We start from the raw sequence: 12717 nt of genomic DNA, 5'->3' as shown, positions 1-12717 counted from the left end.
ATTTTTTTAAAATTTTTTCACTGCAAATATTGCATAAATAATTTAAAAGCCCTAATATTGCATTCCCAAAACGAACAGGGGTATATGTTCAAAGCATGTACAACAAGGCGTTTTTGGATAACCGGTACTCCCGAATAGCTCAGCCGGTTAGAGCATCTGACTGTTAATCAGAGGGTCGCTGGTTCGAGCCCAGCTTCGGGAGCCAATGCCCTTCACGATATCGTGAAGGGCATTTCTGTTTTTAGCTGATTTTCAAATCGTTGCATAGTGGAAATAGAGGCCGATTTTTGGTTCGAGCCCAGTGTCCGCACCCATACTGTGCAAAGCCTCTAAAAAACCTAAACTTGCTTTACTAATACCTTCTTAGCGAATAGATTATAATTTATATTCTCAGCTTTTTTTGGTTCGATGCTATTAAATTCGATGGGATTGCAAGTTTTGCTTGCATTATAGAGTTTAAATGCCTGTTCTGAGAGGAAATAAATAAGATCGATGTATTCTTCTGCTTGCTTTTCTGTAAGATTAATTTTTTTGGCTTTGAAGTCCTGAATTACCTTTCTAGTGGTAAGCTTTCTTTGATTTTCCATTATGGTAAGTTTTGGTGAATGATGCCATAATAGTTTGTTGTGGTTTAAATTAATATAGTGAAAAATTTTGGATTATAAGTAGACCAGCTACCATTAGTTTTGCTGCGCCACAAAATTCCCGTGCGCCCTTGCGGGCAATAGGTGTTTTAATGTCTTTTTTAGGAATGATCAACGAGCATTTTTCAAATAACTATTTAAGTCCGATATTGACTATCTTTAAAAAATTATAGTAATCGGAAATAGTTTATGGCGAAATACGTTAGTCCAACTCATATTATTGGCGACAGTGGGGTAATCAAGTTTAAGCAATATTGTAATCAACATGATCCATATATTATTTTCCGTGAAATTAAGGAACATGATTACGGAGTTGACGGTGAAATTGAACTCGTAAAATTTGAAAAGGAGAAAATGATTGCTTCAGGACAGATAATAAAAGTTCAGTTGAAAAGTACTGCCTCAAGTAATTCGTATATTAAAAATCAAACCGATGATGGATTTACTTTTTACGCAACGCAAGACGATTTTGAATACTGGTCGGCGCATAACTTGGGAGTTATTCTGGTAATCTATGATTCTCAAAAAGACAGACTTTTTGCTAGAAAGATAACGAAAGAAGATTACGTCTATCATAAAAAACATACCAAAACATCTTCATATCCAGTAGTTTTTAAGAATACAGAAACAGAGCTATTTGTTGGAGAGGGAACATTTTTTACAAAGATTAGAGAATCGTATTTTAAGCCACGATTTGATGGAAACGTTAAGGAGACGTTGGTTTCCAATGTGCAATTTTTCTCTTCGTTTCCGAAAGTATTGTACATCTATAATTCTGAATTTAAAACAAAAAAAGACGTCTTCAAACAAATGGATGAAGGTGTGCAAATACCTCCATTTCTTATTTATAATAAAAAAATTTACTGTTTCCAGAATATTCCCACATTCCATAAAGACTTTCGAGAACGAATCTTAACTACGACTGATAGTCAGCCCGAGATTTTAAAATATGATGAGTTTTTCGAGGATAAGTCTTTGCTTAACCATTATGTCGAGCTTCTTAATTTATATCTCCGCGATTTTTTTGTTAAAGACAGGAAGTTATGGGCAAACCGCAAAAATAAGGGACACTTTTTCTTTGCTAAACCATCAACTGAGGATTCTTTAAAAATAACTTATAAGACTAGAAAGAGAGAAACACAAGGTGAAAGGACGGTAGTCAATTTTTACGAGTACGGGAAAGATGCTTTTTTTAGGCACATGGGTTTCACTTATTATATAGACTTTCTTGATAAGTCCCCAATTTTTATCTTGAATTATAAATATCATTTTACAAAAGATGGGGGTGAACCACTCTCGCCAATGAAGATTACAAAATATACCAACAAATTAAATGGCCTTGAATATAACAGTCAAGTCTTGAATACCCTTCATTTTTGGCAAGAATATTTAAGTGGCGGGCATGATATGATTAAAATTGCAGAACTAGATGAATTTAAGATTCAGATTAAACCGTTGGAGGTAGTCTCAGCTAATTTTGGCATATATAAAGAGAACGATTTATCTATAAAAAAACCACAGGCGAAAGTGAACCCAATAGATGACACCCAAAATAAATTATTTTAGATGAAAGTAAAGCTATTAGAGGAGCCGGTAGTAGAGTTTGGAAATAAATTCCTTTGTGACGATCCTAAAATGGGGCTAACTGTTGGTGGATTTTACTCTTTAACATCGACAACACATCGTTCGGAAATTCATTTCGCAATAATTGGGACTAAAGAGAATTCCGAAGATTTGACAACTTGGATTAATGATGTTTCAAAGGAGATTAAAGCAGAGCCCGAATCATTCTTAAATGCATCTAATGAAAGTGATTTTGAGATTGAAAATGGTATCGTAAATGTGATTGATGAGGAGGAAAAACTGATTAATTCCTTGTTTGAAAACGAAGATGGGAGCCAACATGATTCTGATGATATTACTTTTGAAGTTAATAAGCGAGTAAATCCAGACTTTCCAGGATTTGATTCTGAATCAATTTTCCAATGTAAATTTCTAAATGATAACTCAAACAACAGGGTCATCAAAAATGCAGATATTGACTACATTGTTAAAAAAAGAGATAAAAATGATGAATTATCTGATAAGGAAACAAGTCAATTAGAAAAGGCGGCCTATTATTGCGAATTACTTATTACACAGTATAAAGACATTCTAGAGAATTTTATCACGACAAGGCCAAGCATATGCTTTATTATTATACCAGACAAGGTGGTTAAAGCTATTGGTTCATTGTCGATGGGGAATAAATTTTTTAACCTTAGACGTTATATTAAAGCTCAACTGATAGTATTGCCTAATGCTATACCAGTTCAATTAATTATAGAAAGCACATTGACACGCACAGGGAAAAGAAGGCTTCAGGATAAGTCAATGGTAGCCTGGAATTTTGTTAATGCATGTTATTATAAAAACGAGGGAACTCCTTGGAGCTTGGACATCAAAGACAAGAACACCTGTTTTATTGGTATAAGTTTTAATAAGGTAATAAATAGCGACAATAATAACGTTCGCGCAAGTATAGCACAGGCTTTTAATTATCAGGGCAAAGGATTAGTGTTTATAGGAAAGCAATTTGAATGGGATTCATTAAAGAATCAAACGCCTTCTCCTCATCTCTCCTATGATTATGCAAAGGAACTAATATCAATGGTGTTAAAAGAATATGAGAGATTTAACCGTATTAAGCCTACTAGGGTTGTCATTCACAAAACTACGGATTTTTGGACTGGTGCTATCAATCCAAACTTTGCAGAAACAGAGGGTTTAAAAAAGGGTATTGTGGATAGCCTCGGAAATGATGTAGAAATGGATTTAGTCACTGTAAAAAGCTCAAAGTTTAAATTGCTTAGAAATACTGGAGACTATCCTGTTATCAGAGGGACATTTTTGGAAGTTGATCGAAATTATGGAGTATTGTACACAACAGGATATATACCATATTATGAAACTTACCCAGGTATGCATATTCCACATCCACTTGATATAATTAAATTTGAAGGTGATACAAGTATTACAACGCTTTCGGAAGAAATTCTAGCATTAACCAAGCTTAATTTTAATAATTGCAATTACTACGATAGTCTTCCCATAACCATAAGATTTGCACAAAAAGTTGGTGAAATAATTCAATATTTTGATGATGATGTAACAAATCCGCCCAACAAATATTTCTACTATATGTAGGATTACAAAATTACCGGATGAATTGACTCAATCGGCTAACATGATGCACGAATCCGCTTTACATTTTTAATGCATTGGTTTAAAAATGCGGGAAATGGTATCGTATGCTATAATTAGTAAATCCGTTTGCAAATTAGCTATTCTCATATCGAGTGTAAACATCCGCCACAGGTATTTCCTTGTAATTAAGATGTTTAAATGCTTGCAACGCTTGTAAAATGAACTCTATGTGATTTCCAAAAAGACAGTCATATTTCCCTCTTCTAAAGTCGGTCATTATTCCTATAAGTCGATAATCATAGGAGTACACATTCTGATTATTGGCAATTAAAATTAACCACAAACCGCATCCACTAAGCCCATAATGATGTCCTTTTAGTTTTTTGCTTTCTCCAGTCCTGATGTCCATTCCCTTGCCTTTAAATTCGAGGGAGATATGATTTCGTTTTTTCAAATTATAGTAATCATATACTTTTTGCTTCGAGGGAGCCATAAAATAAGCTGAAGTCCCGGTTTGCATGATACCTTTGCTATCAATTTTTTTGTTAATTTCAGGATATCCAATGACGCAATACTGGGCTGCATCCAACAAGTTTATATGCTTTCTAAATTTTGATAAAGGTAGAAATTTATACCCTGCTAAAATTTCTGGTAAAATTACTTCATCGAGTTTGATAAAGGCTAAATCAACCCCTTCACTTTTAGCAATGTCCGTTTGGCTCATAGTGCCTACAATCGAAATGTATCCACGCTTAGATTTTATAAAAAGTTGGTTTTCATCTGACCAATCTTCGACGACATGTGAAGCAGTTAGAAGGAAATACATTTCGTTTAAAATGACCATTACACCTGCCCCATAAGGCTTCATACCTTTTGGTCTCCCTTTCTCAAATATTTGGCAAGTATGAGGTGCAAGTTCAGTTGACATGATGTGATCCAACATCTTATCTACTTCCTTTGATGTGTTTATTTTCTCGATCATTTAGACTATTATCATTCAGTGCATTTAGAAAATTAAGTTACCGAAACATTTACAGTTTTTAAATTATTATTTTTACTTTCGAAGAAGGAATCGAGCGCCCCAGTTGTGAGTGGCTGAAAATGCTAGGTTAATCAACAAATGACAAGTCAAACAGCAAATTTTGTCAAATCGCTGGCATGGTTGTCTTTAAACACTCACGGCGACCAAAAAAACCGGCGTTACTATAATTGCTATGAAGCTTGAAATTACAAAAACATGCGCTGATTCCTTGCGCACCTGCACCCAAAACAATTACGGAATCCAGTTAAAACCTACACATGCACATGAAATTGTGGCGGCTTATTTCGGATATTCGTCTCGTGCAGCGCTGCTTGCCGACAAAAAATGTTCCATTGGAACCCTAAAAGATGCGGAACTGATTATCTTAAACCATCCAATGCAGCGGGTAGAAAAGCGCCTAAAAACCTTGGCAAACCTACCATCAGGGCTTCCTTCCAGCGATATTCTTGCAGCGGCAATTTACAAGACAATTATCACCAACGAACAATTGTCCGAGAAAGTCTGGAAAGATTTCAAAGAGATGGCGATATCCTATGCCGAAGATAGGGTATTTCATAATGAGAAAATGGAGAGAATGATGGGAATTGACGGATTTGACCAAAGGGAGCTGGACTGGCTTATCCAAGTCGATATCAAAACGATGGAAACTGATGTGCTGATGACCGTGACATACGATTACCCCTCAAACGCAAAAAAACCGAGCAGACATGCATCTGTAGCGGTAACGTTGCCACGTATTGCAGGAAATATAGGTTATGGTGAACCAAAGGTCCTACCAACTTTTTATGCCGGCCACATGAGCGACCCTGACTTCAGGCTACAAAACGGAATAGCTTGATTTTCCTCACTAAGAATCAAAAATCGAATTACTTACTTCAAGCCAAAAACTTTGGCTTGAAGTAAGTAAATAAAAGAGTCCTGTTTTTTTAAATATAATCGCCTTTCATTTTTAATAATAAATGTTGTGATTATTTGAAATCTTCCAAAGGATCTTCATCAATTTTTGAAATTCTAGTCAAATCATCGAGCAAATTTCTAGAAAAGTACACAGTCTCGGGAGCTTAAAAGCGAATAACGAAAGTTGTTCGCTTTTTTTGTTTAGGTTGGGCGAGAAGCCTGTGTTAGGCATCGTAAGTAAACCCCGCTCCGAGAGCCTGTTACAGCAACAAGCCTTATCACCACCAAATGAGGCTTTCTCGTTTTAATTAGCCTGATCGATGATAATTATAGAAATTAATTAAATTCGCCCCACCAAATGAATGGATAAAGAGGACGTGGCTTAAAGCTACGAGTCCTTATCTGTGAACTAAAGAACTGCTTTTCTAAAATAAACGACGAACGAAAAAGAATGGATAAAATCAATTTATTGGTTATTGTAACTGTAATCTCTTTATTCATTTCATTATTTCTCGCATTTTTTCTGCTTACGGTTAAAACAAAACACAAGATCAGCAATGTGTTATTCGCTATTTTTCTATTGGTAACCGCAATAGATCTTAGTCACGTTTTATTTAATTTGGTAGCCGGTGGCCCTTCGAACCTGGGCATGTTCAGAAGCACGGTTGCTTTCTTGCAGATTCCTGTTTTTTACCTGTATGTTTTATCTGTTTGCTATGCTGATTTCAGGCTTAAACCCAAACATCTGTTGCATTTGCTTCCTTTTTTGATTGCGAATGTAGTTTTGCTGCCTCGTTTTTATACGGTAGATGCCGCTTCTAAAATTGATTTTATTGTAAATCGTCAAAATATGGTTGAATTGCAATTTAACCATATTCTTGTTCATATTCAGGTTGTTGTATATTTTACGGCGGTCTTTATCTTATTAAGAAAAGCAAAAAAGCTCTATTTTGAAAATAATGCAGGCACCAACATTAATGCTTATAATTGGTTGTTTCAGTTTACAAGCGTACTCACCATTTTATATCTGATTGTCATTTTAAAAAATGCTTTTAAATTTTCTGATTATGCATATATCTCCGAATGGATAAAAATTGCAATCTTGATAGCTCAGCTGTTTATTATTTGTTGGTATTTATATAAAGCATTAAACCACCCGGATTTGTTTAGGAATATCGACTTGAAATTAAAACTGGTTTCCGATCTTGTTTTAGAAGAAAAGAACAGCGGCCAATCGGCCATAGGTGAAAAAGAATATAAGGAAGAGTTATTGAAATTGCAGCGGTATATGACCGAAGAAAAGCCATTTCTTAATCCTGCTTTAACTATTCAAGATGTTGCTAAGAAGATTAAGGTTCCTGTTCGCGATTTATCTCTTTTAATTAATCATAAGCTAGAACAGCATTTTTATGATTTCATTAATGCCTATCGTATAGAAGTAGCCGTGGATATGTTAAAAGATGCTTCAAAAAGCAAGGTAACCATTTTAGAAATCCTCTATGAAGTGGGTTTTAATTCCAAATCTTCTTTTAATACGGCTTTTAAAAAGCACACAGGTAACACCCCAACATCATATCGTAAACACCTGTAAAACAGTAATTTGTAATTACTCGTACTTGTGCTTTAAAACAAATGCGTACGACTACTTTTATTCGGTCGCATAGCTTTGGCCTCTTTCTCATGTTTGTATCGAAATAATTTTTAACCTAAAAAACGATGCCATGAAAAGGACACTTTATTTACTAATGCTTCTATTAATAGTTTCGGGTTGCCAAACAATGAACAAAGGTTTGTCGAAAAAAAGAGACTATAGCTTTTTAACAGACAGTTTAAATATCGAACAACATTTAGAAAAACACAAGCTTGCAGGGTTTAGCCTCGTTGTTTTTGAAAACTACAAAATCGTCTATTCCAACCAATTTGGAGTGAAATCAATAAACTCAAAAGAAAAGATAGATGAAAACACTGCTTTTTCGACAGCATCGATTTCAAAACCAGTCACCGCACTTCTTTGCTATATCCTTGAAGAGAAAGGCCTGATCAATTTAGATGAGCCAATAGATAAATATTTAAAACGTTGGCATTTGCCAAAAAGCAAGTTTACGGAGAACAACAGTCCAACCTGGAGACAGTTTTTGAATCATACTGCCGGTACAACTCAAGATGGATTTGCAGATCATTATGAAGGAGATACCATTCCAACCATAAAGCAAAGTCTTTTAGGCCAAATACCGAGGTATAATAAAGAAATTGATTTCTTGTTTACCCCAGGAACTAATTGGCGATATAGCGGCGGTGGCTATGTAATTGTCCAAATGGCATTAGAGGATACCTTAAATAAATCTATGGCAGCACTTGCACAAGCCTATATCTTTTCTCCACTTGGCATGAAAAATACTACAATGATTCAGCCTAATGAAAAGGGTTTCCCATCAAATGTGGCTCTAGTTCATGATGAGGATGGTAAAGTCATCAGAACAGGATTGCCAATAACGCCACAAGTGGGTGCTTCTGGAATGTGGTCGACACCGACAGATTTAGCTAAACTTTCTATCGAGATACAAAATGCTTTGCGTAATAAAAACAACAAAGTGGTTTCTCATCGTATTGCAAAAGCAATAACAGCAGTAAGCGCCTTAAAAAATGCTGTAGGCGGATGGAGTTACGGATGGCAAAAGTCTTTTGGGTATAACAACTACGATTGGTTTTCATGCAATGGTTCTAATACTGGAGTTGGAGGCAATATTTTGGCTACGATGACAAACGGTAACGGTATGGTGTATCTTGCCAATGGCGAAAAACCGAATCGTTTTCCTGTAATGAATCACACCAGAGTAAAGATCCTTACATTGATGGACTGGAATAACACAACCAATGAAGCTATTCAGGAAATGCCTTTGAGTTTAAGGAAACAACTGGTTGGAAATTATAACGATTTCTTGTACGGGCAGGGAATGGAAACCAAAATAGTAGAAAAGAATAATCGCCTTTATGTCGAATCTCCGCTTTTGGATTTTCTTAAAGGGAAAAATGAGAATGAATTACTTTATCTAAAAGATGGATCATTTAAAATTGTTGATTATCCCAACTTATTAAAATTTGATTTCAGCAATGGCGAACCAAAATCTGTTGTCTTAACAAGAGATCATTTGAATATTCAAATCCCACTGGTTCATAGATCAAAATAACAACATCTTGAATACTGTACTGCAAAATATTGTAGTACAGTATTTTGTGATTACTCGTACTAGTGTTTTCAAACAAATGCGTACGACTATTTTTATTCGGTCGCATAGTTTTGCACTCTTTCCCATGTTTGTACAGAAATAATTTTTACCCTAAAAAACGATACAATGAAAACGCCATTCAAATTCTTAGCAACGCTATTATTAATCAGCAATTTTGCTTTTGGACAAAGCATCACCAAAAAGATCGATTCGATCGTAAACGCTAATTATAAAAAAAATCCTGATGTAGGTATTAGTGTTGGTTTTATCAAAAACGATGAAGAATTCTATACGGCTTATGGCAAGTTAAATGTACAAAGCCAAGCTGAAATCAATAAAAACTCGATATTCGAAATCGCGTCCATCACTAAGATTCTGACGTCGAATTTAATTGCGCAAGCGGTTATGGAGCATAAAATAAAGCTGGATGATTACATCGACGGTTTCCTGCCTAAGGCTTATGTGCTGCAGCAGAATCTCAAGAACAAAATCAAAATCTCAGACCTGGCATCTCATCAATCTGGTTTGCCTGACATCGATTTTGCAAAATTAATAGCTTTAGATTCGCAACAGCCTATAAATAGTGTTACTGATAAATCATTGGCTACGCTCATCAATAATTGTAGCGAACTGATAGATTATGGCAAATACCGTTACTCTACGGTTGGCTATACCTTGCTAGGGCAAATATTGGAAGTGATCTATAATAAGCCTTACGAAGTGTTGATCAGGGAAAAAATGCTAACACCCTTAAAAATGGCCCATACATTAACGAAAGATTTTGACGTGAAAAACCTTACAACCGGCCATAACCCTAATGGCGGTGTGCAGGAATTCTTTAAGTGGAACGTTACTGCGCCAGCCGGACTGGTCAAATCTAATGCAGCCGATATGGTCAAGTTCCTGAGAGGCGTTTTAAACAATGAAACCACCGTAGGCAAAGCTGCGCTGCTAACAGAAAAAATCTATTATAAGGATGAAAAGAGAGAAATGGGATTAGGTACAAATATTGTGACGGATAATGGGAATACCCTCTATATGAAATCTGGAGATTCTATGGGCCAATCTTCGATTATATGTTACAATAGAGCAAAAAACTGGGGCATTATTATCCTTTTGGACCAAAGGAACTCGAAAATGAGAAATAGCCTGTTGAACGAAATCACGGAGACCGCTTTGAAATAAGTTAGTCGGTTGATACAAGTCGTGGCTCAGGAACAAAGCCTTTCAGTGCAAACTGGAAGGCTTTATTCTGTTTTTAAATTGATTACGCCGTAGGGTGTAATTTTAGGGTTGACTTTAGGGTTGTTGTTAGCCAGGTATTCTATTTTCTTGATTTTTTCTAAAGTTAATTTAGCCAGTGTTTGCTGTTTTTGATCATTCGACAATAGCTTGTTGTTGATAGAGATTGGTAGACGAATATCTAATGGGTATTTGTAGGTTTCTATAAAGGTTGGTCTCGAATATAAAACGCTGTCTATTTTAGATTCAAGGTCGCTTACTTCTAGACCTATGATCATTACACGTTTGTTCCCTTTGTTTTCAAAATGCGCCAGGTCTTCCCGCTGTCTGATGCTGGCTCTTTCGTAAGCTTTGATCTGGTAGCTTTTGTCGATTATGATGCCATCTAAAACGCGTAGATAAGCAGTATCATTGACATTAATGATACTTGTTTGGGGTAAGACACGAAGATGCTTGGTTTGAGCAAAAACATTCACGTACATTGAGAGCAGCAACATGGCTACAAGAATTCTTTTCATCGGCTTTGAGCTTTACATTTATTTTTCAGATTTCAAGTCATCATTAAAATAAGCAAAATATCTTGCAATTAATGCTTTTGCCCAAAAAGCGGTTTGCGCTTTTGCTGTTAATGAGCAACAACTTCTATATTTGTGTATGCCCACTTCGCCATTAGCCACTTTTCGTCGCAAAAAAGGATTAAGCCAAGAACAATTGGCAACCCTTTCGGGTGTAAGTGCCAGAACCATTCAGCGCATTGAAAAAGGTACGGTAGAGGCACACTTGGCTACACTTAAATTGCTGGCCGATTGTTTGGATGTGGAACCTGAATTGCTTTTGGAGAAAGCGTCAGATGCAACAACTGCTGGCAAAGTAAATAAGCTAGCGCCCTTGTTCCACGGCCTGGCCCTGGTCGGTTTGTTTTTTCCCATCCTCAACATTATTTTACCCGGATTTTTATGGTTGCTTAAAAAAGATGAACAGTCCGAATATGATCGCCAAGGCAAGCAGGTACTCAATTTTCAGCTGACGATGTCTTTCGCTTTTGTGCCTTCGGTTTTGTTGCTCATTTTCTTCTTTCCGGTAGGGTTTCCGCTAACCCTATTGATTTACTTTTACACCGTGGTGATGTGCCTGCTCAACCTTTTCAGGTCCATTAACCAACAGCCCATTCGCTATCCCTTGTCTTTCGCTTTTTTAAAGTAAAAGGCTGTTTATGCCTTTAAAAAGTCAAAGTGTCGTGAAGGTGTCGCTAAGCTGTCGTTGAAAGGAATGGTCAATGTCCCTAATTTTGGCTAAACACTTTTCACGATGAAACAACAACTTTTGGCATTGGCCTTTATGTTTTACCTGCTCCCTTCACTGGCGCAAGAAACCAAGCAAATTCAACACCTCAATGGGCAATCGGTTAGTACGGTAGCCTTGCAAAAAAGATTGGCCTATTTGGTCGACAGTGCCAAGCTTGCCGGTTTGCAGGTGGCTATCGTTAACCACAACAAAATAGTGTGGGCCTCGAGCTTTGGCTATAAAGACGTAGAAAGCCAAAAAAGCCTTAATGATAGCACGGTGATGTATGCCGCTTCCCTTACCAAGCCTGTAAGCGCCTATGTTTTTTTGCGTTTGGCTGATCGGGGAATATTTAATCTGGACAAACCCATACATTTCTACCTGAAAAAACCGATAGGCGAATATGAAAAATGGAAAGACCTGGCCGAAGATACCACTTCATTTAACCGCATTACGCCAAGGATGTTGCTGGCCCATAGCGCTGGCTTACCAGTGTTGCGTCAATTGTATGGCAACAAAACCAGCCTGATTGCCAAACCTGGCGAGAAGTTCTATTATTCGAACGAAGGCCTGAACCTGTTGGGCTTTATGATAGAGGAATATACCGGAAAGCCACTTGAAGTAATTGCCCGCGAAGAAGTTTTTGGACCTTTGCAAATGTCGCGCACCAGCATGGTCTGGGAAAAGCCTTTCGAAAGCAATTTTTCGTATGCCTATTTTAAGGATGGCAAAAAATATGGTTCGGAAAGAAGGCAAAGCAGCAGGGCCGCGGGCTCAATGTCGACAACAGCTACCGACTATGCTCGTTTTATGCTAAACCTGATGACGCAAAAGGGCCTAAAGCAAGCTAGTTTTAAGCAAATGCTCTCGCCACAAATTGCGGTAAGCAGCCAACGGGGATTTGGCGCCTTAAAGGATAGCCTCACCCATGAAAACGATGCGATTAAACTGGCCTGGGGTTTGGGCGTGGGGTTATTCCAATCGCCTTATGGCCAAGCTTTTTTCCATACCGGACATGGTGAGGCCAACCAAAATTATGCCGTGGCTTTCCCCGACAAAGGCATAGCGGTTATTTTGTTCAGCAACAGCGAAAATTTTGAAAGCGTTGGGCCACAAATTGTACAGGCCTGCATCGGCGATAGTTATTCGCCATTCAGGTGGTTGGGCTATTTGGATCATTAGCCTATCGGCTGTA

General features: G+C 37.0%; 11 protein-coding genes and 1 tRNA gene. 9 read left to right on the top strand and 3 right to left on the bottom strand.

Going from position 1 to position 12717, the window contains the following annotated elements; genetic code table 11:
* The first annotated feature begins 128 nt into the window (after positions 1 to 128).
* Positions 129 to 205, top strand: a tRNA-Asn gene (locus VRU48_RS12060).
* Between the two features lie 133 nt (positions 206 to 338).
* Here VRU48_RS12060 and VRU48_RS12055 read toward each other — a convergent pair.
* Entirely contained in the window at positions 339 to 587 is a 249-nt protein-coding gene (locus tag VRU48_RS12055) for a hypothetical protein (RefSeq protein WP_330108165.1), read from the bottom strand.
* 246 nt (positions 588 to 833) lie between these two features.
* Here VRU48_RS12055 and VRU48_RS12050 point away from each other — a divergent pair, with 246 nt between their 5' ends.
* Both VRU48_RS12050 and VRU48_RS12045 read left to right on the top strand, forming a co-directional pair.
* The gene (locus VRU48_RS12050; protein ID WP_330108164.1) at positions 834 to 2210 is read left to right on the top strand and encodes a DUF4365 domain-containing protein; all 1377 of its coding nucleotides are present in this window, start codon (positions 834 to 836) and stop codon (positions 2208 to 2210) included.
* Complete coding sequence (locus VRU48_RS12045; RefSeq protein ID WP_330108163.1) at positions 2211 to 3830, top strand: argonaute/piwi family protein; 1620 nt, start codon at positions 2211 to 2213, stop codon at positions 3828 to 3830.
* A 133-nt stretch (positions 3831 to 3963) separates the two neighbouring features.
* Here the strand turns inward: VRU48_RS12045 and VRU48_RS12040 are convergent, their stop codons facing one another.
* Entirely contained in the window at positions 3964 to 4812 is an 849-nt protein-coding gene (locus VRU48_RS12040) for a hypothetical protein (protein ID WP_330108162.1), read from the bottom strand.
* 232 nt (positions 4813 to 5044) lie between these two features.
* Between VRU48_RS12040 and VRU48_RS12035 the strand changes: the two genes are divergently transcribed.
* The 4 genes from VRU48_RS12035 to VRU48_RS12020 all read left to right on the top strand — a co-directional run bounded on the left by VRU48_RS12035 (position 5045) and on the right by VRU48_RS12020 (position 10181).
* Positions 5045 to 5710, top strand: coding sequence for a hypothetical protein (locus VRU48_RS12035; RefSeq protein WP_330108161.1), 666 nt, complete (start codon positions 5045 to 5047; stop codon positions 5708 to 5710).
* A gap of 510 nt (positions 5711 to 6220) precedes the next feature.
* Complete coding sequence (locus VRU48_RS12030) at positions 6221 to 7360, top strand: helix-turn-helix domain-containing protein (protein WP_330108160.1); 1140 nt, start codon at positions 6221 to 6223, stop codon at positions 7358 to 7360.
* Between the two features lie 130 nt (positions 7361 to 7490).
* On the top strand, positions 7491 to 8957 hold the full coding sequence (locus tag VRU48_RS12025) for a serine hydrolase domain-containing protein (protein WP_330108159.1): 1467 nt from the start codon (positions 7491 to 7493) through the stop codon (positions 8955 to 8957).
* A gap of 165 nt (positions 8958 to 9122) precedes the next feature.
* Positions 9123 to 10181, top strand: coding sequence for a serine hydrolase domain-containing protein (locus tag VRU48_RS12020; protein ID WP_330108158.1), 1059 nt, complete (start codon positions 9123 to 9125; stop codon positions 10179 to 10181).
* 62 nt (positions 10182 to 10243) lie between these two features.
* Here the strand turns inward: VRU48_RS12020 and VRU48_RS12015 are convergent, their stop codons facing one another.
* Positions 10244 to 10756, bottom strand: a complete 513-nt coding sequence (locus tag VRU48_RS12015) for a hypothetical protein (RefSeq protein WP_330108157.1) — start codon at positions 10754 to 10756, stop codon at positions 10244 to 10246.
* A gap of 136 nt (positions 10757 to 10892) precedes the next feature.
* Between VRU48_RS12015 and VRU48_RS12010 the strand changes: the two genes are divergently transcribed.
* Together VRU48_RS12010 and VRU48_RS12005 are read left to right on the top strand one after the other, a co-directional pair.
* Positions 10893 to 11441: a helix-turn-helix domain-containing protein gene (locus tag VRU48_RS12010; protein WP_330108156.1), complete on the top strand. Its 549-nt coding sequence runs from the start codon at positions 10893 to 10895 to the stop codon at positions 11439 to 11441.
* A gap of 105 nt (positions 11442 to 11546) precedes the next feature.
* Positions 11547 to 12704: a serine hydrolase domain-containing protein gene (locus VRU48_RS12005; RefSeq protein ID WP_330108155.1), complete on the top strand. Its 1158-nt coding sequence runs from the start codon at positions 11547 to 11549 to the stop codon at positions 12702 to 12704.
* Positions 12705 to 12717 lie beyond the last annotated feature (13 nt).

It is taken from the genome of Pedobacter albus, assembly GCF_036324255.1.
Lineage (GTDB): Bacteria > Bacteroidota > Bacteroidia > Sphingobacteriales > Sphingobacteriaceae > Pedobacter > Pedobacter albus.
The sequence above is the reverse complement of the archived record's forward strand: the minus strand, read 5'-3'. Positions and strand labels throughout refer to the sequence as shown.

Excerpts from the sequence above, each read along its gene's own strand:
- VRU48_RS12020 (WP_330108158.1), top strand. The coding sequence starts at position 9,123 with ATGAAAACGCCATTCAAATTCTTAGCAACGCTATTATTAATCAGCAAT.
- VRU48_RS12050 (WP_330108164.1), top strand. The coding sequence starts at position 834 with ATGGCGAAATACGTTAGTCCAACTCATATTATTGGCGACAGTGGGGTA.
- VRU48_RS12040 (WP_330108162.1), bottom strand. The coding sequence starts at position 4,812 with ATGATCGAGAAAATAAACACATCAAAGGAAGTAGATAAGATGTTGGAT.
- VRU48_RS12005 (WP_330108155.1), top strand. The coding sequence starts at position 11,547 with ATGAAACAACAACTTTTGGCATTGGCCTTTATGTTTTACCTGCTCCCT.
- VRU48_RS12045 (WP_330108163.1), top strand. The coding sequence starts at position 2,211 with ATGAAAGTAAAGCTATTAGAGGAGCCGGTAGTAGAGTTTGGAAATAAA.
- VRU48_RS12030 (WP_330108160.1), top strand. The coding sequence starts at position 6,221 with ATGGATAAAATCAATTTATTGGTTATTGTAACTGTAATCTCTTTATTC.
- VRU48_RS12010 (WP_330108156.1), top strand. The coding sequence starts at position 10,893 with ATGCCCACTTCGCCATTAGCCACTTTTCGTCGCAAAAAAGGATTAAGC.
- VRU48_RS12025 (WP_330108159.1), top strand. The coding sequence starts at position 7,491 with ATGAAAAGGACACTTTATTTACTAATGCTTCTATTAATAGTTTCGGGT.
- VRU48_RS12055 (WP_330108165.1), bottom strand. The coding sequence starts at position 587 with ATGGAAAATCAAAGAAAGCTTACCACTAGAAAGGTAATTCAGGACTTC.
- VRU48_RS12015 (WP_330108157.1), bottom strand. The coding sequence starts at position 10,756 with ATGAAAAGAATTCTTGTAGCCATGTTGCTGCTCTCAATGTACGTGAAT.
- VRU48_RS12035 (WP_330108161.1), top strand. The coding sequence starts at position 5,045 with ATGAAGCTTGAAATTACAAAAACATGCGCTGATTCCTTGCGCACCTGC.